Raw genomic sequence first — 22883 nt, 5'->3', positions numbered from 1 at the left:
TTAACTGCTATATGTGCGATGTATAAAATCAAGAACCGAAATGGGCAAATATAGTATAGGAGGGAGCCATTACGTTGAAAAAGATGGAAAGAATTCTTATTCGTATATTGATAATACAATTCATTTGTCTTTCTGTTGTGCAACTGTTATTTATACATAAGTCGTCAGTGAAATATTTATCTAAAATTGTTTATTATGAAGGTGTTATGGTAAAAAACAAAGTAGAAATCTTACAGGTGAATAGGTAGTTTTCATTTTCTTCTATGAAGGATTATGCTACAATAATTGAGGATTTAATGACGTGAAGCAAATGAGAAGAAGCAGGAGAATACCTGCTTTTCGTTTTGTTTTATAAGTGAAAAAATGAGGTGTTACAATGGATAAACAAATTTCAATTGCTATAGATGGTCCAGCAGCTGCTGGAAAAAGTACAGTTGCGAAAGTTGTAGCGAAGAAGCTTTCTTACGTTTATATTGATACAGGTGCAATGTACCGTACGATTACATATGCAGCCCTTGAGCAAAAAGTGGACATTGAAAATGAACAGCAGTTAATGGAAGTTGTAAAAAATGTGAAAATTGAGTTTCAACAAGGAGAAGATACACAACTTGTATTTTTAAATGGACAAGATGTATCGGAAGTGATTCGTACACCAGAGGTTACGAATCGAGTATCGATTGTGGCAAAACATCGCCTTGTTCGTGAAGAAATGGTACGTCGTCAACAAGAGTTAGCGGAAAAAGGCGGCGTTGTAATGGATGGTCGTGATATTGGTACACATGTGTTACCAGATGCTGAAGTGAAAATCTTTATGCTTGCTTCTGTTGAAGAAAGAGCCGAAAGAAGACATTTAGAAAATATGAATAAAGGTTTCGATTCTAATTTAGAGCAGTTAAAAGAAGAAATCGCTCAGCGTGATAAATTAGATTCAGAACGCGAAGTTTCTCCTCTCAAAAAGGCTGATGATGCATTGGAATTAGATACAACTTCTTTATCAATTGAGGAAGTTGTCCAAAAGATTATGAGTATTGTTTCAGGGGTGTTTGCAAAATAAAGAAAGGGGATAGCCTCTTTCTTTTTTGTTTCTATAGAAATGTAAAGGATACGTGAATTGTGAGTCTCTTTCCTTGACAAATGATCGGATTTGTAAGAAGTTAGTAAAAGAGAGATGAAACTTTCAGAATATATTCGCTATTATATTTCAAAACATACTTTCTTCAAGATGATTTTGCTGTATACTATTTATATAGGTTTAATATATTTTCTAGTGAAATGTATGAAACCTGAGTATGTGATGATAAATTCTTAAACATGCAAATGAAAACAATTGTTTTCATTTCGTATATACATAAAAAAATGCTTTGTCAATTCTGTAGGGAGGTATTTCCATGGTAGAGAAAATGAATGAAGAAGTTATGGATTCAAAAGAATTACAAGTTGGTGACGTTGTTACAGGTTCTGTAACGAAAGTTGAAGAGAAACAAGTGCTTGTAAATGTTGGATACAAAACAGATGGCGTAATTCCAATTAGTGAATTAGCTAACGTTCATATTGAAAAAGCAAGCGATGTTGTAGAATTAGATCAAACACTAGAATTAAAGGTTATTAAATTAGAAGAAGATGATCTTGTCTTATCTAAACGTGCTGTTGATGCAGAAAAAGCATGGGTAGAATTACAAGAGAAATTCACTTCTGGTCATGTGTTTGATGTTACTGTAAAAGATATTGTGAATGGTGGATTAGTTGTGGACCTTGGTGTTCGTGGTTTTATCCCAGCTTCACTTGTAGAAGTACATTATGTAGAAGATTTTACTGACTATAAAGGTAAAACGTTAGCTGTGAAAATTGTTGAATTAGACCGCGAAAAAAATCGTGTAATCCTTTCACATAAAGCAGTAGTAGAGTTAGAACTAGATTCTAAGAAAAAAGAAGCGATTTCTTCATTAAAAGAAGGAGACGTTGTTGAAGGGACAGTACAACGATTAACTGATTTTGGCGCGTTTGTTAATGTTGGTGGTGTGGACGGTTTAGTTCATATTTCGCAAATTTCACACGAACGTGTAGAGCAACCTTCTGAAGTATTGGAGCAAGGTCAAAAGGTAAAGGTTAAGGTGTTATCTGTTGATGCTGATACACAACGTATTTCTTTATCAATTAAAGCAGCTCAACCAGGACCTTGGGAAAATGTTGCTGGCGAACTAAAAGCTGGAGATATTCGTGAAGGGGTCGTAAAACGTCTTGTTACATTCGGTGCATTCGTAGAAGTTTTACCTGGCGTTGAAGGTCTTGTACACGTATCTCAAATTGCAAATCGTCACGTGAAAAATCCAAATGAAGTATTAGAAATGGGACAAGAAGTGAAAGTGAAAGTGCTTGAAGTCCATGTAGCAGAGAAACGTATTTCCTTAAGTATAAAAGAAGCGCTTGAGGAAAATAATGTAACTGAAGATTACAGTCAGTATGAACCAAATGCTGATTCTGCTACTTTCCAATTAAGTGATATTATTGGTGAGCAACTGAAAAAATTAAAGAAATAAAGAGGGGTACAAGTGGTAAGGGCAAAACGTAAATTAGATCATATTGAATACGCTCTTTCTACTGGTCAGTCTCGTACGCATGGCTTTCATGATATTGATTTTGTGCATCAAAGCTTGCCAAATTCAAATTATGAAACAATAACATGTGAAACAAAAATCGGCGAACTTTCACTAAGTTCGCCGATTTTTATCAATGCGATGACTGGTGGTGGAGGAGAGAAAACGTTACATATTAATGAGCAATTAGCATATGTAGCGAAACATCATAACCTTGCTATGGCTGTAGGCTCGCAAATGGCGGCGTTAAAAGATGAAAGTGAGGCTGCTTCTTATAAGATTATCAGAAAGGTAAATCCAAATGGTATTTTCTTTGCTAATTTAGGTAGTGAGGCAACTATCGAACAGGCAGAGCGTGCTGTTGATATGATTGAAGCGAATGCATTGCAAATTCATTTAAATGTCATACAAGAGTTAACGATGCCAGAAGGAGACCGTGACTTTACTGGTGTACTTCGGCGCATCGAGAAAATTGTTTTAAATAGTAAAGTTCCTGTCATTGTGAAAGAAGTTGGATTTGGGGTGAGTAAGGAAACAATGCAACAGTTAGCGAGCGTAGGTGTAACGGCAATTGATATTGGCGGACAAGGTGGTACGAATTTTGCTGCTGTTGAAAATGAAAGAAGACAGCGAATGCTTTCTTATTTTAATAACTGGGGCATAGAAACAGCTACCTCGATTATTGAAGCAACCTCTACAAAAAATAACCTCTCTTTTATTGCATCTGGGGGTATACAAACAGCGCTTGACGTAGCGAAAGCAATCGCATTAGGGGCGAATACAACTGCGTTTGCTGGTTACTTTTTACGTATTTTAATACAAGATGGTATCGAGAAGTTAGTGGATGAAATTGATCTTCTGCATACAGATTTGAAATTTATTATGACAGCTCTCGGCTCGAAGACGATAGAAGAGTTACAGGCTGTACCTCTTGTTGTAAAGGGCGAAACATATCATTGGTTAACGCAGCGTGGTATTGATACGACGCATTATAGTAGAAGATAAAAAATCAACCGTTTGGTTGGTTTTTTTGTTTTCTATTCGTTTTAGTAATATAAAGCGAGGAATGAAATTGATATCCTAAAAAAATGAAAATATTCCTATATATAAACAAGTATCTTCTGAAAGTTGTGACTGAAAAATGTAAATAATGTGCTATTGAATTATTGAAGGAGGTTTAATTGTGTCAAAAGAAAAGGGCGTGGATAAAAATAAAGCGTAGAAAGGTTTGTATAGGAAATGTTATTTCGATATAAAAATAAAATATAAAGAAATATGTAAAAGACGGTTTCGTACAATATCGAAACCGTCTTTTTGTATTCATTAGTGCTGATTCTGCTTGCGAGCTTGCTCTGGTGTATCCAGTCCAGTAGCCCCTGGATATTGTAGTGATTGGTCACGGTCAGATTCAACACGGCGTGATTCTCTTAGTTTTCGTTCTTGACGATCTTTACCCATAATGAATAGCACCTCCTTATTAAAAGTGTTGCTGTTATATGAAAAAACTATGCGCGAAGAAAGTGGATTAACTTTCATAAAAAGTTCCCATAATGGAAAACATAGGAGGTGAAATGATGGAAGGGAGTACTTTTTATTTTATAGCTTGGATAGGGTGGATTGTCGTAACTTTTTTTATGAAAAAGGACTCTATTCGGTGGAAGATAAGCGCCTGTATATTGATTTTTATTATTTGCTCTCCGTTACATGTAACGATTGCTTCATTCACGGTATCAGTAAATGCACTTTTGCTTTGTATTATCGCTTTTGTAGGAATCACGCTTTATTCTATTTGGAAAAAATTATATAGCTTACTTTCGGCACTTATTATTGCAATGTTATATACAAGTTTTCATTTGTTAGAAGTATATGATCCAATTTGGATTGTGGTGGACAGGGTGTTTTTGCTAAGCAGCGCTCTTGTGTATGCTTCGGTTTTATTACACGAGGACCGCATATTACGATTATGTTCTCTTTATATAGGGATGTTGCAGGGTGAATTGTTAGTGACACTTATTTTTCGGAAACTACATTTCCCTTATAATTACGGAAGTTTAGCGTTTTTTGATATCGTCGCCGTTGCTACATTTTTCATGGCAATTTTGTTTTGGATTGCAAAAGCGTCAGTATATACGGAACAGTTCAAGAGAAAAACACGTAAAAGAAAGGCGAGGGTAATACATGATTGAATATACACCGGCCATTTTATGCGGCGTAATAGCAGGGACAGTAACGAGAGTGCTAATGCTCCGGACGGATACACGGCAATATCCAACAAGACTCCATGGGAAAATTATTCATATTGCGATGGGATTAATTGCAGCCGCTTTAGGAGCAATTGCAATTCCGTCCATTTTGAAAAAAGATTTTTCTGCTATTACGTTTCTTACGTTGGCAGCAACACAGTTTCGTGATGTGCGTAATATGGAAAGAAATACATTGCAACAATTAGATGGTTATGAGCTCGTACCGCGTGGGAATACATACATTGAAGGAATTGCATTAGTTTTTGAAAGTCGCAACTATTTGGCGATGTTAACGTCGTTTGTGACGACGTTTGCATATATAGGGTTTCGTTCGTGGATTGCTGGAGTAATTATGGCGATCATCGCATTTTTTATTGCGAAAAAATTAATGTCTGGCAGAAGGTTACATGATCTTGTTGATATCGAGCATGTTCCGCTTCGGTTTGAAGGAGCGGGGCTATATATTGATAATATTTACATTATGAATATTGGATTGCCAGCAAGACAAGAGGAAATTATGAAGTATGGGATGGGTTTTATTTTAAAGCCGAAAACAATTGATGCTATGGTGACAATCTCCAACTTAGGACAACGACAGGCTATTTTACATGATGTTTCTGTTGCTTTAGGGATTTATAGAGATTCTGGTACCCCGGCGCTTGTACCGTTAGCGAAGCGTGATTTAGAGGATGGAAGGGTCGGAATCTTTGTCTTGCCACAAGATCAAGATGCGGAGAAAGCGATAGGTGTCATAGGGAATGTGCCGACGTTAGAAAGTGCTGTTCATATGTCATCGGAAGCCCCGAAAGGAAGGGGAGATAAGGGATGATGTTAGAAAGTGTAATTTTAGCGGTTATTACAACAGCACCAGAGAAATTTGCTGGTGGTGCCCCTTTGTTTACTTGTGAATCGACAGAGGAATTAGAATTTGTTGCAAATAATTTAGAAGCAATTTTAGACGGTATTGCGCATCGCTTACAAGAGAATGTATATATTATTGTGAAACATTAGCAACGTGTGTTATAATGTGAGGTGTTTTGATACGTTGAGAAATATTCTGGAATGCAAATCCCTTCTTGCACAAAGAAGGGTTTTTTACATAATAAACAGAAGCAAGTTGAAAGGATGAAAGTATATGCCGAAACCAGTAATAGCAATAGTAGGCCGCCCGAACGTAGGGAAATCCACTATTTTCAATAGAATTGTTGGAGAGAGAGTTTCAATCGTAGAAGATATTCCAGGTGTAACGCGCGATCGTATTTATAGCGCTGGAGAATGGTTAAATCATGAATTTAACATTATTGATACAGGTGGAATTGATATTGGAGACGAGCCATTTTTGACACAAATTCGTCAACAAGCTGAAGTAGCGATTGATGAAGCAGATGTTATCATTTTTATGACAAATGGTCGTGACGGTGTAACAGCAGCTGATGAAGAAGTTGCCAAAATATTATATCGTTCAAATAAACCAGTTGTACTTGCAGTAAATAAAGTGGACAATCCGGAAATGCGCAGTGACATTTATGATTTCTATGCATTAGGATTTGGTGAGCCATTCCCAATTTCAGGTACACATGGATTAGGATTAGGTGACTTGTTAGACGAAGCTGCACAGCATTTTCCAAAGATTGAAGAAGACGGATATGATGAAGATACAATTCGTTTCTCTTTAATTGGGCGTCCGAACGTAGGGAAATCATCACTTGTAAATGCTCTTCTTGGTCAAGAGCGTGTAATTGTTAGTAATGTAGCAGGAACAACTCGTGATGCTGTCGATACACCATATAGTAAAGACGGAAAAGACTATGTAATTATCGATACAGCTGGTATGCGTAAAAAAGGGAAAGTGTATGAAAGTACAGAAAAGTATAGTGTACTTCGTGCATTAAGAGCGATTGAACGTTCTGACGTTGTTTTAGTCGTTTTAGATGGTGAAGAAGGAATTATTGAACAAGATAAAAAAATCGCTGGATACGCTCATGATTCAGGACGAGCTGTCGTTATCGTTGTAAACAAATGGGACGCAGTGAAAAAAGATGAGAAAACAATGAAAGCATTTGAAGAAAATATCCGTGCTCATTTCCAATTTTTAGAGTACGCACCGATTGTGTTCTTATCTGCGAAAACGAGAAAACGTACACAAACGTTAATTCCAGTTATCGATGAAGTAAATGAGAGCCATAGTATCCGTATTCAAACGAATGTATTAAATGATGTAATTATGGATGCGGTAGCGATGAATCCAACGCCAACACATAACGGTAGTCGTCTGAAGATTTTCTATGCAACACAAGTTGCAGTAAAACCACCAACATTTGTTGTGTTTGTAAACGATCCAGAATTATTGCACTTCTCATATGAGCGTTTCTTAAAGAATCGTTTACGTGAATCATTTGGCTTTGTAGGAACGCCGATTCACATTATCGCTAGAGCAAGAGACTAATGGAGAGGATGTGATTTTATGACAAAAATCACAGTAGTTGGAGCAGGTAGCTGGGGAACAGCGTTAGCGATGGTATTAGCTGACAATGGGCATGATGTACGTATTTGGGGAAATCGTTCTGAACTTATGGATGAGATTAATACAAAACATGAGAATAGTCGATACCTTCCGGGAATTACATTGCCAAGCACAATCGTAGCCTACTCTTCTTTAGAAGAAGCATTAGTAGATGTAAATGTAGTACTTCTTGTAGTACCAACGAAAGCGTATAGAGAAGTACTGCAAGATATGAAGAAATATGTAGCGGGTCCGACTACTTGGATTCATGCAAGTAAAGGAATTGAACCTGGTACGTCAAAACGTATTTCGGAAGTGATTGAGGAAGAAATTCCAGAGGACTTAATTAAAGACGTTGTTGTACTGTCTGGACCGAGTCATGCTGAAGAAGTTGGTTTACGTCAAGAGACGACGGTTACGTCAGCGGCGAAGCGTATGGAAGCGGCTGAGGAAGTACAAGACTTGTTTATGAATAGTTACTTCCGTGTATATACAAATCCAGATATCGTTGGAGTTGAACTTGGTGGTGCGTTAAAAAATATTATCGCATTAGCTGCGGGGATAACTGATGGACTTGGATTAGGTGATAATGCGAAAGCGGCATTAATGACACGTGGTTTAACGGAGATTGCTCGTTTAGGAAGAAAAATGGGCGGAAATCCGTTAACGTTTGCTGGTCTAACTGGTATGGGAGACTTAATTGTAACTTGTACAAGTGTTCATAGCCGAAATTGGCGTGCTGGAAATATGCTTGGAAAAGGACACTCTTTAGAAGAAGTGTTAGAAAGTATGGGTATGGTTGTAGAAGGTGTAAGAACAACGAAAGCTGCTCATGAATTAGCAGAGAAAATGGAAGTTGAAATGCCGATTACAGCAGCTTTATATGACGTGCTATTTAATGGGAATAATGTAAAAGATGCAGTAGGCTCATTAATGGGGCGTGTTCGAAAACACGAAGTGGAAGCTATACCTGACTTACTGTAAAGAAAAGCGACAGAAGTACATTTGTACTTCTGTCGCTTTTTATTTTTTGGGTCTTTTCACCATTTTTTTATTTTTGCATAGGATGAAGAGTAACTTGAGGAGAGGGTGAAAAGAATGGATAATAACATTTTTAATAACATTGAAAAAGAAGCGAAAGTGAATAAAGAAGATATTTTTAAATTAGCATCATCTGTACAAAATGCGAATTTACGTGATGAGACTGTGCTTCGTCAATTAATTCATCAAGTGGCTCTTATGGCAGGACGTGAAGTGCCGAAAGAACAAGAGGATCAAATTGTAAAAGCGATTATTAACAATAATATGCCGGCAGATTTTGGCTCGTTAAGCAAAATGTTTAAAAAATAAAATATGAGAAACAAAGAGTTTGTAGATTGCATATGATAGCCATGAAAGTATGGGAATAGAGCTGTTTTGGGCATATTTGGTCAACCGAAGCGAGAGATACACTCGCTTCGGTTTTTATGTTTTTGTAGATTAGTGGGAAATGCTGAAAAACCTATTGATTAAAGTTACATATTCGCAATTTGTAGTAAAATGTTCTTTTTGTATTTGTTTAAAGATTTTAATTTGTTAAAATAGTATAAAAATAGATTAATAAAAAGGGGTGTGTATATGTCGGAAGGGCTTATAAAAATGTGGTTTGCTTTAGGGGCAATTGGCTTTATGTTTTTTGCAGTAAGTTTTATTTTGCTAAGCAGATATAAAATAAAGAATAAAATTTTGAAAGGGATTACAGCATTGGTAGCCTACACCCTTATGGTTGTGTCAGGAATTGTTATTTTTCTTGTTGTATTTAGTGGACCTGTACAGCAGTAAAGGGGATGGTCTCGAAAATGCTACATACGGAGCAAGTTATATTAGTATGAAAAGGTGATTACTAGTGAAAAAAATCCATATTATTTTAATATTTTGTTGTATCAGCCTTTTAACAGGATGTCTGTATCCAAAAGAAAATATGAAACAAAATGCTGTTCCTTATGAAGATCAGCTACAGGTCGTTCAAAAAGCTGTTGCGACATTTAAGGAGCAAAATAGTGGGATATTGCCAATTAAGACGCGGGATATGAATACGCCTATTTATCAAAAGTATCCAATCGATTTTCAAAAAATTTCTCCGCGTTACATACAAGAAGCGCCAGGGAACGCATATGAAAGTGGAGGAGTATATCAATACGTATTAATAGACGTTGAAACAAACCCGACAGTAAAGTTAATTGATGTTAGGATGGCTGAACAAATTCAGGAATTATCTTTAAAGCTTCGAATGTATCGAGATGAACATCAATATCCACCTTTTAAAAAGGTAATTTCAGATGGTGTGTATGAATTAGATTTCAAAAAACTAGGATATAAAGATGTACCGCAAGTGACAAGTCCTTATTCTGGTAAAGGACTACCGTTTGTAATCAACGAAAAAGGAGAACTTTTTGTTGATTATAGAATCGACTTATATGAAGCGTTGAAAAAGAATGAAGGACAATTTAAGGAGGGAGAAGATATTCGAAATATCCTTTCGAAAGATTCTCCGTTTGTACCTGCGTATTCTTTGCCGTATACGGTAAAGGATGGAGAACCAATTTTTTTAAAATCATAAGTCATGAACCTTTCTTTTAGTGAATAAGTTCTAGAAGAAAGGTTTTTTATGTTACACAACTTGCGATGCAAACAAAAGGTATTTTTTTAATAGTCATATGAAATTGGACAAAATTATATGATATATTGTCCGAACTTCTAGAATACCATTATATTATATCAGATATTATAGGCAACGTTAGAGAAGGTATTAGTTGACTATAAACGTGGAATTATTCCCAAAAATATTGAGGGAGGGAATCACTTGGAAAAGGTAGATATTTTTAAAGATATTGCGGAACGCACAGGCGGTGATATTTATTTTGGAGTTGTAGGAGCTGTTCGAACAGGGAAATCAACATTCATTAAAAAATTTATGGAACTTGTAGTTATCCCTAATATTGAGAATGAGTCTGACCGTCAAAGGGCACAGGATGAACTGCCTCAAAGTGCTGCTGGCCGTACAATTATGACGACGGAACCGAAATTTGTTCCAAACCAAGCGGTTTCTATTGAAGTAGATGAAGGTCTTGAAGTGAATATTCGATTAGTAGATTGCGTCGGATATACGGTTCCAGGAGCAAAAGGCTATGAAGATGAGAATGGCCCACGCATGATTAATACTCCTTGGTATGAAGAGCCTATTCCATTCCATGAAGCTGCAGAAATTGGAACACGTAAAGTAATTCAAGAACATTCAACAATTGGTGTTGTAATTACAACAGATGGAACGATTGGTGAAATTCCAAGAAGAGATTATATAGAAGCAGAAGAACGCGTCGTAAATGAGCTAAAAGAAGTCGGAAAACCTTTCATTATGATCATTAACACTGTACAGCCATATCATCCAGATACAGAGCAATTGCGCCAAAGCTTATCTGAAGAATATGATATCCCAGTCATTGCGATGAGTGTTGAAAGTTTAAGAGAAACAGATGTGTACAATGTACTTCGAGAGGCGTTATTTGAGTTCCCTGTTTTAGAAGTGAATGTAAACCTTCCGAGCTGGGTAATGGTGCTAAATGAAGGGCATTGGTTACGCCAAAGTTATCAAGAAGCCGTTCAAGAGACTGTGAAGGATATAAAACGTCTTCGTGATGTGGATCGTGTCGTTTGGCAGTTTAGTCAGTATGAATTTATTGATCGAGCGAGCCTAGCTGGTATTGATATGGGGCAAGGCGTAGCGGAGATTGATTTATATGCACCAGATGAATTATATGATCAAATTTTAAAAGAAGTTGTAGGGGTAGAAATCCGAGGGAAAGATCATTTATTAAAGCTTATGCTCGATTTATCTCATGCGAAAATAGAATACGATCAAGTGGCGGATGCTCTGCGTATGGTAAAGCAAACAGGATATGGTGTAGCGGCGCCTGCGTTAGCTGACATGAGCTTAGATGAACCAGAAATTATTCGTCACGGTTCAAGATTTGGTGTGAAATTAAAAGCTGTAGCTCCATCTATTCATATGATTAAAGTAGATGTGGAGTCTACGTTTGAGCCAATCATTGGTACTGAAAAGCAAAGTGAAGAATTAGTTCGTTATTTAATGCAAGATTTTGAAGATGATCCATTATCAATTTGGAATTCTGATATATTTGGACGTTCGCTAAGTTCTATTGTTCGAGAAGGCATTCAAGCGAAACTATCTTTAATGCCGGAAAATGCGAGATATAAATTAAAAGAAACGCTAGAAAGAATTATTAATGAAGGATCTGGCGGATTAATTGCGATTATATTATAAGAAAAAAATCCCTCTCATCGTAGAGGGATTTTTTTAATTTTTGCATATAAAATAGAAAAATAAACAGTCATTATCTAATATATTGTTGTAAATTGTCAAGTTTCATCAGATTTTCACATTTTAAGAGTAACAATTTCCTTAAAAATATTGAATTATAAAGGAGAATCGTATAATATAGGCGTTGATAATGATTTATCTACATCTTTGTAGTATAGAATTTGCAAAAATTGCCTACAAATGAAAGTAAGACTCATTTTATGATCATTATACAGTCTTATCTTTGGGAGGAGGTGAATGGCATGAACAAGACAGATTTAATCAATGCTGTTGCAGAAGCAAGTTCCCTTTCTAAAAAGGACGCAACAAAAGCAGTAGACGCTGTTTTTGATTCTATCTTAGAAGCTTTAAAACAAGGTGATAAAGTACAACTGATCGGATTCGGTAACTTCGAAGTTCGTGAGCGTGCGGCTCGTAAAGGTCGTAACCCACAAACAGGTGAGGAGATTGAAATCGCTGCAAGTAAAGTACCTGCATTCAAACCTGGTAAAGCGTTAAAAGATGCGGTTAAATAATCCTTACATATTAACAGGGAAGAAGAGTTTCCTTTTTGGAAACTCTTCTTTTTGCTTTTAAAAACATAAATATGCTAGAATGTGTTCGTATCACTTTTAGGTTTTCGGGAGGGCTAGCGGATGGCAAAAGTTAATTTAGAACAAATTGAGCATGCAGTACGCCTTATTTTAGAGGCAATCGGGGATGACCCAAATCGTGAGGGAGTACTTGATACACCAAAGCGTGTTGCAAAAATGTACGCTGAAGTGTTCTCAGGTATGCATGAAGATCCGAAAGAACATTTGCATAAAGTGTTCGGAGAAGATCACGAGGAGCTTGTACTAGTAAAAGATATACCGTTTTATTCGATGTGTGAGCATCATTTAGTTCCGTTCTATGGAGTTACTCACGTTGCATATATTCCGCAAGGCGGAAAAGTGACAGGGTTAAGTAAATTAGCTCGTACTGTAGATACAATTGCACGTCGTCCACAACTACAAGAACGTATTACATCAACAGTAGCGAATTCTATTATGGAAGTACTAGAGCCGCACGGTGTAATGGTAGTAGTAGAAGCAGAACATATGTGCATGACGATGCGCGGTGTGAAAAAGCCGGGTGCAAAAACAGTAACAACAGCAGTACGTGGTGTACTAGAAAATGATGCTGCGGCACGTAGTGAAATTTTATCTTTTATTAAAACGAAGTAAAGAAAAGTGGGAAACTGCTTTTCTTTTTTTTTTTTGTAAATAAATGATATAGTTTTAGGAAGGCAGAGTGAGAATAGAAAGATTACTTAAAAGAATGGAAGATGTTATTTCATTCGATGGAAGTTTGGAAAGAGTAGCCAAGTTTTGGTTATAGAAAATAGAATGTATGTGTTATAATAAGTTTTATGAATTAGAAAACAAGGGTGATTTTTGTGTGTGACATCTACGGAGGGTATGCGGGTATAAGAGAGAAATTGATGGAGAAATTACGCCATCCTTATTTTATAAACTATATTGAAGAACCATATATTGATGAAGAGAAAATAGCATTGTTATATGGTGCTTTAAAAAGTGCAAAATTACATATAGAACAAATTGAGCATTATGTAGTAACGATTATGCTTGTTCAAATTGCGCTTGATACACATGAAAGAGTATCAAATAAGGCAGGGGAAGAAGCAAATGAATCGCATAAACGTCGCCAGTTAACAGTGCTTGCTGGTGATTACTATAGCGGGTTATATTATTACTTATTGTCTATGAATCGTGATATTGTTTTAATTCGTGCGCTTGCTGAAGGAATTAAAGAAATTAATGAACACAAAATAATGTTATATCAAAAAGCGCATAAAACGATGGACGATATAATGGAAAGTGTAGTAACGATTGATTCTGCACTCTTACAAAAAACATGTGATCATTTTCATTTATCGCATTGGAAGCCGTTTATAACGTATGTATTAGGGAAAAATCGTCTTCAAAAAGAATGTGAACTATACGCTGATAAACAACATTCACCTGTTTTTCAAGCTGTTCAAGAGATTTTGAACGATAAAGCGGACGCAGAAAAAGTTATGAATAGATGGATGATGGAACTGAGAAAGAAAGAAAATCAATTTTTAGAAAATCACACAGATATAAGCGAAATAAACTCTGTGTTAAGAGATAAATCGAAGACATAAGCAATTTTACATTGGAAGAAGGTACGAGCATGCAACAATCAAAAGAAGAAAGAGTACATGATGTATTTGAGAAAATCTCTGATAAATACGATGTAATGAATTCTGTAATTAGTTTTCAAAGACATAAAGCGTGGCGTAAAGAGACGATGCGCATTATGGATGTAAAACCAGGTAGTAAAGCGCTTGATGTATGCTGCGGGACAGCGGACTGGACAATTGCGCTAGCTGGAGCGGTAGGTGAACAGGGCAAGGTTGTTGGTTTAGACTTCAGTGAAAATATGTTATCTGTCGGAAAGCAAAAGGTAGAAGCGTTACAATTAAAACAAGTAGAACTTCTACACGGGAATGCAATGGAACTTCCGTTTGAAGATAATACATTTGATTATGTAACAATTGGATTTGGTTTACGTAACGTACCGGATTATATGCACGTATTAAAAGAAATGACGCGTGTAGTAAAACCAGGTGGAAAAGTAATTTGTTTAGAAACATCTCAGCCAACAATGATTGGTTTTCGACAAGGATATATTTTATACTTTAAATATATCATGCCGTTATTTGGAAAGTTATTTGCGAAAAGTTATAAAGAATATTCATGGCTACAAGAATCTGCTAGTACATTCCCTGGTATGAAAGAATTGGCTAATATGTTCGAAAAAGCTGGACTTGAACGTGTACAAGTGAAGCCGTTTACTTTTGGGGTAGCAGCGATGCATTTAGGTATGAAACCAGAATCGAAATAGAAAAAGAAAAAAGAAAAAAGAAAAAAGAAAAAAGAAGTTTTAGGTTAAGGTGAACAATATGAAGTTACAACTTATGTACTCTTTTTTACGATCGGATATTAATGTGATAGAAAAAGAATTAAAAAAGACAGTTGCTTCTGAACAGCCATTAGTAGAAGAGGCGGCATTACAACTTATTGAAGCTGGTGGGAAGCGAATTCGTCCTGTATTTGTGTTGCTTGCGGGTAAATTTGGAAATTATAAGTTAGACGCCATTAAGCATGTAGCTGTTGCGTTAGAACTTATTCATATGGCTTCTCTTGTTCACGATGATGTTATTGATGCTGCATTTTTACGACGTGGTAGCGCAACTGTGAATGCGAAATGGGGAGATCGTATTGCAATGTATACAGGGGACTATTTATTCGCTAAGTCTCTTGAATGTATAACAAATATTGAAATTCCTGAGGCGCATCAGGCGCTATCGCATACCATTTTAGAAGTGTGTAAAGGTGAAATTGAACAAATTAAAGATAAGTATGACTATGACCAAAATTTAAGAACGTATTTAAGAAGAATAAAGCGAAAAACAGCATTATTAATTGCTGCGAGTTGCCAATTAGGAGCAATTGCTGCTGGCGCGAATCGTGATACGGTAAATCGTCTGTTTTGGTATGGATATTTCGTAGGGATGTCGTATCAAATCATTGATGATATTTTAGACTTCGTTTCCACAGAAGAGAAACTTGGGAAACCTGCTGGTGGAGATTTACTACAAGGGAATATTACGCTTCCTGCTTTATATGCTATGGAAGATCCGGTTCTTTGCAAGAAAATTAAATCTGTACATGAAAATACAACAGCGGATGAAATGAAAGAAATTATTGAGGCTGTAAAGAATAGTGCTGCTATTGATAAAGCATTTGCGTTTAGTGAACGTTATTTACATAAAGCATTAGAAATTATAAAACCACTTCCACGTGGACAAGCGAAGTATGCATTACAAAATGTAGCAAAGTATATTGGAAAACGAAAATTTTAGTGTTTTTTCTAAAAAATAAAATAATCTCTCTATTTCAAAACTATTGCACAATTGTGATAAGGGTGTTAATATGTGTGTGGGGATATACAATTACATACATAATTCAGAAGTGGAGAGATTTTTTATGGAAAAAACATTTCTAATGGTTAAACCAGACGGTGTACAACGTGCTTTCATTGGGGAAATTGTAGCTCGTTTTGAGAAGAAGGGCTTTCAATTAGTTGGTGCAAAATTAATGCAAGTCACTCCGGAAATTGCTGGACAACACTATGCTGAGCACACAGAGAAACCTTTCTTTGGTGAATTAGTAGACTTTATTACATCTGGCCCTGTATTCGCAATGGTATGGCAAGGTGAAGGTGTAGTAGATACAGCTCGTAACATGATGGGTAAAACAAGACCACATGAAGCAGCTCCTGGAACAATTCGTGGAGATTTCGGTGTAACTGTTGCGAAAAACATTATCCACGGTTCTGATTCGTTAGAAAGTGCAGAGCGCGAGATTGCTATTTTCTTTAAAGAAGAAGAATTAGTTGACTACTCAAAATTAATGAATGAATGGATTTACTAATTATTTTGAAATAATTTGTAAACGCTTTAATCACTGTGATAATAGTAGAAAGTGCAAGGAGAATAGGGGTATTCTTCTTGCACTTTTTTTGTTTCAATTAGTTACGAAGTTTAAGCTGTTATGATATATTGATATGTAAAGTAAACGGCCTATCGGGGAATAAGCGAATGGCTGATGTATTATATAATTTCTTTCATATTTTTAGAGTAATGAAGGATAATATCATTGCTTAATATAGCGAGATAAATACATATACGAAAAGAGGAATAACGTATGCGATATATTACAGCTGGTGAATCTCATGGTCCACAACTTACGACGATTATAGAAGGTGTACCGGCAGGACTACCAATAGTTGCGGCTGACATAAATGAAGAGTTAGCTAGAAGGCAAAAGGGATATGGGCGTGGTAGACGCATGCAAATTGAAACAGATCAAGTGCAAATTGTAAGTGGTGTTAGACATGGAGAGACATTAGGTTCTCCAATTGCACTTGTTGTTGAAAACCGTGATTTTGCACATTGGACAAAAATTATGGGTGCAGAGCCGTTAACAGAACAAGAAGAAAAAGAAATAAAAAGGAAAGTAACAAAACCAAGACCTGGACATGCTGATTTAAATGGTGCGATTAAATATGGTCATAGAGATATGAGAAATGTATTAGAACGTTCTTCAGCTCGCGAAACGACAGTGCGTGTTGCTGCTGGTGCGGTTGCTAAAAAAATATTAGCGGAGCTTGGTATTACGGTAGCGGGGCATGTAATTGAAATTGGCGGTGTACAGGCTAAGGAGACTACGTATCGTTCAATTGAAGAATTAAAAAGTGTTACAGAAGCATCACCCGTACGTTGTTTAGATGGAGAAGCTGGTAATCAAATGATAAAAGCAATTGATGATGCGAAATCAAATGGTGATTCAATTGGTGGCATCGTTGAAGTAATTGTGGAAGGAATGCCAATTGGAGTAGGCAGCTATGTGCATTATGATCGAAAACTAGATGCAAAATTAGCAGCCGCAATTATGAGCATTAATGCCTTCAAAGGTGTCGAGATTGGAATTGGTTTTGAAGCAGCGCATAGACCAGGAAGTGAAGTTCATGATGAAATTCTTTGGAATGAAGAGCATGGATATACACGAAGAACAAATAACGCAGGTGGTTTAGAAGGTGGAATGACGACTGGCATGCCAATTGTTGTGCGCGGTGTGATGAAACCGATACCTACACTATATAAACCTCTTCAAAGTGTTGATATTGATACGAAAGAGCCTTTTACAGCAAGCATTGAACGTTCAGACAGTTGTGCTGTTCCAGCCGCTAGTGTCGTTGCAGAAGCGGTTGTAGCTTGGGAATTAGCGACAGCTTTAATAGAACAATTCGGATTAGATCGTATGGACCTTATTCGTGAAAATATTGAGAAACATAATGAACATGCGAGGGGATTTTAATGGGAAACATACATATTCAAACGAAATCAAAAGAATATGATGTACATGTAGGAAAAGAATCGTTGTCACATTTGACAACAATCGTTCAAAATATGCAGCCATCTGTATCAAACATCATGATCATTTCAGATGAAGCTGTTGCATCTTTACATTTACAGACAGTTGTAGATGCATTGCAAGTAGAGCAAAAAGTATTTTCATTTGTCGTACCGAGTGGTGAAAAAGAGAAGTCTTTTGAAAATTTCTATGCGGCTCATACGTCAGCTCTTGAAAATAAATTAGATAGAAATTCTTTAATTATCGCACTTGGAGGCGGGATGATTGGAGATTTAGCTGGCTTTGTTGCTGCATCGTTTATGCGTGGAATTCGCTTTGTTCAAGTTCCAACGACTTTATTAGCCCACGATAGCGCAGTAGGTGGGAAAGTAGCAATTAATCACCCGTTAGGTAAAAATATGATAGGGGCATTCCATCAACCAGAAGCAGTTGTATACCATACGCCGTTTTTACAGTCTCTTCCTGAAAAAGAGTGGCGTTCAGGTTATGCAGAAGTGATAAAACATGCTCTTATTGGTGATGTAAAACTGTATAATTGGCTAAAAGAAGAAGTGCAAACATTATCAGATCTTCGTGATGAGAAATTAATCCATATATTAACGAAGGCCATTCCTGTAAAGGCAAACATTGTATCGCAAGATGAAACAGAAAAAGGTGTACGTGCTCATTTGAACTTTGGACATACGTTAGGCCATGCTCTTGAAAAAGAACTAGGATATGGAAATATTACTCACGGTGACGGAGTAGCAGTTGGAATGTTATTTGCCTTGTTTTTAAGTGAGCAAGTATACAATATTAATCTTTCTTATGAAGAGATGAAGCAGTGGTTCTTAAAGTACGGATATCCAAAAATGCCAAGTGATTTGAATGTAGAGCGTCTCGTTCAATTGATGAAACAAGATAAGAAAGCGAATGCTGGAGCAATTCATATGGTGCTTATGCAGGAATATGGGGTAGTGAATGTCGTATCTATTCCAGATGAGACTGTTCATATTGCGTTAGAGGCATTTCAAAAGGATATGGTTTAAGAGCTAAGAAGTGCTTGTTTCAAGGTATCCTCGTAATAGTGACGGTTAAGATAAACGATTGCAGTGAGAGATTATAACCTTATTGTAATCGAATTGAATAAAACGACTGGGGGAAGAAAAATGAGAGTGAAAGAGCAATTGTTAACTTTGAGAGCATATGTACCTGGGAAAAACATTGAGGAAGTAAAAAGGGAATATGGGTTATCAAAAATTGTGAAATTAGCATCGAACGAAAATCCATTCGGTTGCTCAGCACGTGTAACAGAAGCATTAACTTCTTTAGCGAGTCAATACGCTCTTTATCCAGATGGGCATGCTTTTGAACTTCGAACAAAAGTAGCAACATGTTTAGGTGTTAAAGCGGAACAACTTTTATTTGGTAGTGGATTAGATGAAGTCATTCAAATGATTAGCCGTGCATTACTACACGAAGGAACAAATGTTGTAATGGCGAATCCAACATTCTCGCAATACCATCACCATGCTGTGATTGAAGGAGCAGAAGTTCGTGAAGTACTACTTAAAGAGGGCATTCACGATTTAGATGCGATGTTACAGCAAGTAGATGATAAAACGAAGATCGTATGGATTTGTAACCCAAATAATCCAACAGGTACATATGTAGAGAAACAAAAATTACTTTCATTTTTAGAATCAGTTCCTAAGTCAGCGCTCGTTATTATGGACGAAGCATATTATGAATATGCGGGGGCAGAAGACTATCCGCAAACATTACCACTTCTTGAAAAGTATGAAAACCTTATGGTTTTACGCACGTTTTCAAAAGCATATGGTTTAGCCGCTTTCCGTATCGGATATGCGGTTGGTAATGAGCAGTTAATTGGACAACTAGAAGTAGCAAGGTTACCATTTAATACATCGACTGTAGCGCAATCTGTAGCACTCGCTGCGTTAGAAGATCAAGCATTTTTACAAGAATGTGTGAAAAAGAATGAAGAAGGATTAAATCAATATTACGCATTTTGTAAGGAATATAACGTATTCTATTATCCATCTCAAACAAATTTCATTTTCTTAAAGCTCGGTATTCCTGGTAATGAGGCTTTCGAACGATTAATGAAGAAAGGCTATATCGTTCGTTCTGGTGCTGCATTTGGTATACATGATGGCATTCGTATTACTGTCGGTTTGAAAGAAGAAAATGATGAAATTATAGAGCTATTGAAAGAGCTTGTAAACGAGCAAGTAAAGAAAGAAGAAACATACTCTTAAGAGTTTGTAAAGGCTCCTAATATAGGAGTCTTTTTTATTTAAACAAAGAAGAACTGTAAAGAGTTCGTGCAGGCTAATAATTAATAAGGGAAGTTATTTGCACGGTAATGAAAGAAAACGGTACAATAGAAAGTAGTAATGCGGTATCGGTGTCATATTCGAATCGTTATGAGTGAAAGTACAAGAAGAAGTATGCCCTTTCTAAAGGTTGCGTTGTTACACCTAGTTGCTTATGATAAAGTGAAACTTTAATGAGTGAGGGGATGCTCATCCCCTCACTCATTATTAGCCCGTACCAATCGGGATAAATGAATAGAAAAGAATATTTTTTAGAACTAAAGGAGACGTTTATGCAAAAGTTTGAACAAGCTGTTTCATATATTGAAAATGGTGAAGCGGAAAAAGGATTACAACTATTAAAAGAACAATTAAAAATTGCGAATGATGAAGAGAAGTATGATATCGCTCGCTATTATCATACACTGGGATTTACGGATGAGGCGTTATCTATTACAGAAGACTTGCGTTTATTGTATCCAGAAGAAAGTGAATTCACTGTGTTTTTAGCAGAATTATATATTGATCTAGACAAAGAAGATGAAGCGATTGAAGTACTTCATGATATTCCGGAAAATGATGATTTATATGTTCAATCGTTATTACTTGTTGCGGATTTATTCCAAATGCAAGGTTTTGATGATGTAGCAGAACAAAAACTATTAAAGGCGAAAGAAATGATGCCTGACGAGCCCGTTATTACGTTTGGATTAGCAGAATTATATAGTAGTAAAGGGGAAGAACAAAAGGCAATCGCTCATTATGAGTCGCTATTAGCGGAACATAAAGTAATGGGTGGTGTTGTCATTGCACTTCGCCTTGGAGAAACGTTAAGTGCGATTGGAAATTGGGAAGAAGCGATTTCTTATTATGAAGCAGGTTTAGAGGAACAAAAAGATATTCACTCATTATTTGGATATGCCTTCACGTTATACCAAGGTGAAGAATATCAACGAGCAATTGGTGCTTGGCAAGAACTGAAAGAATTAGATCCTGAGTATGCATCGCTTTACATGTATTTAGCGAAAAGCTATGAAAAGGAAGGGATGCTTCAAGAAAGCTATGAAACACTTCATGAAGGAATTAAAGTAGATGAGCTTTCTGTACCATTTTATGTAGAATTAGCGAACATTGCGGCGAAATTAGGAAAAATAGTGGAAGCAGAGGAAGTACTTCAAAAAGCGCTTGAGTTAGATCCAGGACATTTAGGTGCAACATTAAAATATGCGTACATCTTAAAGGAACAAGAAAAGTATGAAGAGTTAATCGCTGTTGTAGAGCGCGCAATTGATAGCGGAGAACCAGATACACAACTACTTTGGGATCTTGCATTTGCAAAAAAACAATTAGAAATGTATTCGGATGCATTAAAACACTATGAAAGTGCATATACTTCTTTTAAGAATCATCCAGACTTCTTGGAAGAGTACGGTTATTTCTTATTGGAAGAAGGTATGCGAAAAGAGGCGAAAGAAGTATTTACTCAGTTAATACAACTAGACCCGACACAAATTCATATTGAAGAATTGTTATATAATTTAGAGGATTTTTCATAAGTTGGAAGGAAACTGAATGCCGCTTCTTGAATCTAAAAAGAAAAGAGAAAGACAGAGGAGGGACTTAATTACTATGAATACCCCTGTTTCTGTAAACGAGAAGAAGGATTTTGTAAAATGGTTTTTGAATAATTACCAACTGAAACAGCGTGAATGTGTATGGATTTTGAATTATTTAATGAGTCACGACCAATTGATGCATAAAGTCCACTTCGTAGAGCATGCAAAATATTGTCCGCGTGGCTTAGTGATGTCCGCGAATTGTGTAAAAGATACACCGTTTCACTTTTTTAAACAAAATGTTATGACAACAGATGCTGAAAAATCGTTTCATGATATTCGTTTAAATCGAGATGAGGATATTTATATTCAACTCAATTTTAAATCATCGTTTCAAAATTCCAACTATGTAGCTGTATTAGAGGAAAACCCGTATTTACCAAAGCATATTGAAGTAAATGAAAAAGATCGTTTACTTGCAGAAAGATTTTTAGAAGAAAGTGTATTTTCTTTTAGAAGGGAACGTCTTTTGAAGCAAATTGATGAAGCGCTGGATAAGCAAGACAAGGAAGCGTTTCATAAGTTAACAGCGGAGTTAAAGATGTTATAGAATTCATTTGGGTTCATAAAATTTTACAAATTTCAGACTTTTTAAGAAAAACTACCTTAATATAGGTAGTTTTTCTTTTTTTACCTCTTTTAGTATGGTTTAATATATATAAAGTGAAAGTTCTGTCATTTCCAGAAGAAGGAGGGAAGTAATTTGAAATGGATTGTAAAAGATGTAGAACAGTTTGAGCAAGCAAGAGAGTATGTAGATACAGGTGTTATACCACTTTTATCAATTTCAGCAGCAAAAGAAATGAAAATGGTAGTAGAACAAGGTGAATTTATCGAATTGCTGAGTATGGAGCTGGAAAGAGAATATAAAGGAAGAGTGCTTTTGCTACCTGCATTTACGTATTTAGTAGAAAGTCAAAAAAACGAAAAAGGTCGTTTGCAAGAATGGACAAATCATTTACAAGAGCAAGGTTTTAAACATATTGCTTATGTTACAAGTGATTTTTCATGGAAAGAAGATATGCAAGAATTGCAGGGAGATTTATTTTGGTTTCCTTCATTAGCGTTAGAACAATTTAGTGATCAAGCGAAAAGAGAAGTTATTCATGCGCATATAAAAAATATAATGGTAATGTTAGAAGAAAAATGGGGAAAGTAGCAATAAACAGAAAGTTCTTATTATTATGAGTAGTATGATATTGACCTGTGCATGAGCGTATTATATC

At 36.2% G+C, this 22883-nt stretch carries 26 protein-coding genes; 25 read left to right on the top strand and 1 reads right to left on the bottom strand.

Annotation, left to right across the window (positions count from 1 at the left end; translation table 11 throughout):
• Positions 1–74 precede the first annotated feature (74 nt).
• From COL05_RS31525 to COL05_RS24865, 4 genes are all read left to right on the top strand, one after another.
• Complete coding sequence (locus COL05_RS31525) at positions 75–248, top strand: DUF5359 family protein (RefSeq protein ID WP_098670529.1); 174 nt, start codon at positions 75–77, stop codon at positions 246–248.
• A gap of 128 nt (positions 249–376) precedes the next feature.
• Positions 377–1054, top strand: a complete 678-nt coding sequence (gene cmk, locus COL05_RS24875; protein ID WP_098670528.1) for a (d)CMP kinase — start codon at positions 377–379, stop codon at positions 1052–1054.
• Positions 1055–1388: 334 nt separating this feature from the next.
• Entirely contained in the window at positions 1389–2537 is a 1149-nt protein-coding gene (gene rpsA, locus COL05_RS24870; protein ID WP_098670527.1) for a 30S ribosomal protein S1, read from the top strand.
• A gap of 12 nt (positions 2538–2549) precedes the next feature.
• Positions 2550–3599 carry a type 2 isopentenyl-diphosphate Delta-isomerase gene (locus COL05_RS24865; RefSeq protein WP_098670526.1) on the top strand — a complete coding sequence of 350 codons (1050 nt, stop codon included), beginning with the start codon at positions 2550–2552 and terminating at the stop codon, positions 3597–3599.
• A gap of 318 nt (positions 3600–3917) precedes the next feature.
• On the opposite strand, the gene COL05_RS31075 is transcribed toward COL05_RS24865, so the two are convergent.
• On the bottom strand, positions 3918–4052 hold the full coding sequence (locus tag COL05_RS31075) for a YpzI family protein (RefSeq protein WP_000513900.1): 135 nt from the start codon (positions 4050–4052) through the stop codon (positions 3918–3920).
• A gap of 116 nt (positions 4053–4168) precedes the next feature.
• Between COL05_RS31075 and COL05_RS24855 the strand changes: the two genes are divergently transcribed.
• The 21 genes from COL05_RS24855 to COL05_RS24755 all read left to right on the top strand — a co-directional run bounded on the left by COL05_RS24855 (position 4169) and on the right by COL05_RS24755 (position 22816).
• Positions 4169–4780, top strand: coding sequence for a YphA family membrane protein (locus COL05_RS24855; RefSeq protein ID WP_098670525.1), 612 nt, complete (start codon positions 4169–4171; stop codon positions 4778–4780).
• Positions 4773–5666 carry a YIEGIA family protein gene (locus COL05_RS24850; protein ID WP_098670524.1) on the top strand — a complete coding sequence of 298 codons (894 nt, stop codon included), beginning with the start codon at positions 4773–4775 and terminating at the stop codon, positions 5664–5666. The genes COL05_RS24855 and COL05_RS24850 overlap by 8 nt, the downstream gene beginning before the upstream one ends.
• A complete protein-coding gene (locus COL05_RS24845) occupies positions 5663–5848 on the top strand; it encodes a capping complex subunit for YIEGIA (protein WP_061677809.1) in 186 nt (61 codons plus the stop codon). Before COL05_RS24850 ends, COL05_RS24845 begins: the two co-directional genes overlap by 4 nt.
• Positions 5849–5972: 124 nt before the next feature.
• Positions 5973–7283 (top strand): ribosome biogenesis GTPase Der, encoded by a 1311-nt coding sequence (gene der / locus COL05_RS24840; protein ID WP_001125893.1) that lies wholly within the window; start codon positions 5973–5975, stop codon positions 7281–7283.
• An 18-nt stretch (positions 7284–7301) separates the two neighbouring features.
• Complete coding sequence (locus COL05_RS24835) at positions 7302–8324, top strand: NAD(P)H-dependent glycerol-3-phosphate dehydrogenase (RefSeq protein ID WP_098670523.1); 1023 nt, start codon at positions 7302–7304, stop codon at positions 8322–8324.
• Positions 8325–8438: 114 nt separating this feature from the next.
• A complete protein-coding gene (locus COL05_RS24830; RefSeq protein WP_000369753.1) occupies positions 8439–8690 on the top strand; it encodes a stage VI sporulation protein F in 252 nt (83 codons plus the stop codon).
• Between the two features lie 267 nt (positions 8691–8957).
• Positions 8958–9161: a DUF2768 domain-containing protein gene (locus COL05_RS24825; RefSeq protein WP_001288997.1), complete on the top strand. Its 204-nt coding sequence runs from the start codon at positions 8958–8960 to the stop codon at positions 9159–9161.
• Positions 9162–9225: 64 nt separating this feature from the next.
• The gene (locus COL05_RS24820; protein WP_048527031.1) at positions 9226–9939 is read left to right on the top strand and encodes a hypothetical protein; all 714 of its coding nucleotides are present in this window, start codon (positions 9226–9228) and stop codon (positions 9937–9939) included.
• Positions 9940–10182: 243 nt separating this feature from the next.
• Positions 10183–11661: a stage IV sporulation protein A gene (gene spoIVA, locus COL05_RS24815; RefSeq protein ID WP_000416519.1), complete on the top strand. Its 1479-nt coding sequence runs from the start codon at positions 10183–10185 to the stop codon at positions 11659–11661.
• 299 nt (positions 11662–11960) lie between these two features.
• Positions 11961–12233, top strand: coding sequence for an HU family DNA-binding protein (locus tag COL05_RS24810; protein ID WP_001043860.1), 273 nt, complete (start codon positions 11961–11963; stop codon positions 12231–12233).
• A gap of 120 nt (positions 12234–12353) precedes the next feature.
• Positions 12354–12923 (top strand): GTP cyclohydrolase I FolE, encoded by a 570-nt coding sequence (gene folE, locus COL05_RS24805; RefSeq protein WP_098670522.1) that lies wholly within the window; start codon positions 12354–12356, stop codon positions 12921–12923.
• A 212-nt stretch (positions 12924–13135) separates the two neighbouring features.
• Positions 13136–13885: a heptaprenyl diphosphate synthase component 1 gene (locus COL05_RS24800; protein WP_142337653.1), complete on the top strand. Its 750-nt coding sequence runs from the start codon at positions 13136–13138 to the stop codon at positions 13883–13885.
• 29 nt (positions 13886–13914) lie between these two features.
• The gene (gene menG / locus COL05_RS24795) at positions 13915–14628 is read left to right on the top strand and encodes a 2-heptaprenyl-1,4-naphthoquinone methyltransferase (RefSeq protein ID WP_001187667.1); all 714 of its coding nucleotides are present in this window, start codon (positions 13915–13917) and stop codon (positions 14626–14628) included.
• Positions 14629–14686: 58 nt separating this feature from the next.
• Positions 14687–15649, top strand: coding sequence for a heptaprenyl diphosphate synthase component II (gene hepT, locus COL05_RS24790; RefSeq protein WP_098670520.1), 963 nt, complete (start codon positions 14687–14689; stop codon positions 15647–15649).
• A 124-nt stretch (positions 15650–15773) separates the two neighbouring features.
• Positions 15774–16220 (top strand): nucleoside-diphosphate kinase, encoded by a 447-nt coding sequence (ndk, locus tag COL05_RS24785; RefSeq protein ID WP_000415885.1) that lies wholly within the window; start codon positions 15774–15776, stop codon positions 16218–16220.
• Positions 16221–16493: 273 nt separating this feature from the next.
• Positions 16494–17666, top strand: coding sequence for a chorismate synthase (aroC, locus tag COL05_RS24780; protein WP_098670519.1), 1173 nt, complete (start codon positions 16494–16496; stop codon positions 17664–17666).
• Positions 17666–18751, top strand: a complete 1086-nt coding sequence (gene aroB / locus COL05_RS24775) for a 3-dehydroquinate synthase (RefSeq protein WP_098670518.1) — start codon at positions 17666–17668, stop codon at positions 18749–18751. Before aroC ends, aroB begins: the two co-directional genes overlap by 1 nt.
• Positions 18752–18871: 120 nt before the next feature.
• Entirely contained in the window at positions 18872–19984 is a 1113-nt protein-coding gene (gene hisC, locus COL05_RS24770; protein ID WP_098670517.1) for a histidinol-phosphate transaminase, read from the top strand.
• Between the two features lie 350 nt (positions 19985–20334).
• Positions 20335–21597 (top strand): tetratricopeptide repeat protein, encoded by a 1263-nt coding sequence (locus tag COL05_RS24765; protein WP_098670516.1) that lies wholly within the window; start codon positions 20335–20337, stop codon positions 21595–21597.
• Between the two features lie 73 nt (positions 21598–21670).
• A complete protein-coding gene (locus COL05_RS24760; RefSeq protein ID WP_098670515.1) occupies positions 21671–22207 on the top strand; it encodes a ReoY family proteolytic degradation factor in 537 nt (178 codons plus the stop codon).
• Between the two features lie 153 nt (positions 22208–22360).
• Positions 22361–22816, top strand: a complete 456-nt coding sequence (locus COL05_RS24755; protein WP_061677797.1) for a YpiF family protein — start codon at positions 22361–22363, stop codon at positions 22814–22816.
• Positions 22817–22883 lie beyond the last annotated feature (67 nt).

Origin of the sequence: Bacillus sp. AFS059628, assembly GCF_002571225.1 — a bacterium.
Lineage (GTDB): Bacteria > Bacillota > Bacilli > Bacillales > Bacillaceae_G > Bacillus_A.
Note: the sequence above shows the minus strand (reverse complement) of the source record. Positions and strands in the feature narration are given on the sequence as shown.

Excerpts from the sequence above, each read along its gene's own strand:
- cmk (WP_098670528.1), top strand. The coding sequence starts at position 377 with ATGGATAAACAAATTTCAATTGCTATAGATGGTCCAGCAGCTGCTGGA.
- rpsA (WP_098670527.1), top strand. The coding sequence starts at position 1,389 with ATGGTAGAGAAAATGAATGAAGAAGTTATGGATTCAAAAGAATTACAA.
- COL05_RS31075 (WP_000513900.1), bottom strand. The coding sequence starts at position 4,052 with ATGGGTAAAGATCGTCAAGAACGAAAACTAAGAGAATCACGCCGTGTT.
- COL05_RS24855 (WP_098670525.1), top strand. The coding sequence starts at position 4,169 with ATGGAAGGGAGTACTTTTTATTTTATAGCTTGGATAGGGTGGATTGTC.
- COL05_RS24850 (WP_098670524.1), top strand. The coding sequence starts at position 4,773 with ATGATTGAATATACACCGGCCATTTTATGCGGCGTAATAGCAGGGACA.
- COL05_RS24845 (WP_061677809.1), top strand. The coding sequence starts at position 5,663 with ATGATGTTAGAAAGTGTAATTTTAGCGGTTATTACAACAGCACCAGAG.
- der (WP_001125893.1), top strand. The coding sequence starts at position 5,973 with ATGCCGAAACCAGTAATAGCAATAGTAGGCCGCCCGAACGTAGGGAAA.
- COL05_RS24835 (WP_098670523.1), top strand. The coding sequence starts at position 7,302 with ATGACAAAAATCACAGTAGTTGGAGCAGGTAGCTGGGGAACAGCGTTA.
- COL05_RS24830 (WP_000369753.1), top strand. The coding sequence starts at position 8,439 with ATGGATAATAACATTTTTAATAACATTGAAAAAGAAGCGAAAGTGAAT.
- COL05_RS24825 (WP_001288997.1), top strand. The coding sequence starts at position 8,958 with ATGTCGGAAGGGCTTATAAAAATGTGGTTTGCTTTAGGGGCAATTGGC.
- COL05_RS24810 (WP_001043860.1), top strand. The coding sequence starts at position 11,961 with ATGAACAAGACAGATTTAATCAATGCTGTTGCAGAAGCAAGTTCCCTT.
- folE (WP_098670522.1), top strand. The coding sequence starts at position 12,354 with ATGGCAAAAGTTAATTTAGAACAAATTGAGCATGCAGTACGCCTTATT.
- menG (WP_001187667.1), top strand. The coding sequence starts at position 13,915 with ATGCAACAATCAAAAGAAGAAAGAGTACATGATGTATTTGAGAAAATC.
- hepT (WP_098670520.1), top strand. The coding sequence starts at position 14,687 with ATGAAGTTACAACTTATGTACTCTTTTTTACGATCGGATATTAATGTG.
- ndk (WP_000415885.1), top strand. The coding sequence starts at position 15,774 with ATGGAAAAAACATTTCTAATGGTTAAACCAGACGGTGTACAACGTGCT.
- aroC (WP_098670519.1), top strand. The coding sequence starts at position 16,494 with ATGCGATATATTACAGCTGGTGAATCTCATGGTCCACAACTTACGACG.
- aroB (WP_098670518.1), top strand. The coding sequence starts at position 17,666 with ATGGGAAACATACATATTCAAACGAAATCAAAAGAATATGATGTACAT.
- hisC (WP_098670517.1), top strand. The coding sequence starts at position 18,872 with ATGAGAGTGAAAGAGCAATTGTTAACTTTGAGAGCATATGTACCTGGG.
- COL05_RS24765 (WP_098670516.1), top strand. The coding sequence starts at position 20,335 with ATGCAAAAGTTTGAACAAGCTGTTTCATATATTGAAAATGGTGAAGCG.
- COL05_RS24760 (WP_098670515.1), top strand. The coding sequence starts at position 21,671 with ATGAATACCCCTGTTTCTGTAAACGAGAAGAAGGATTTTGTAAAATGG.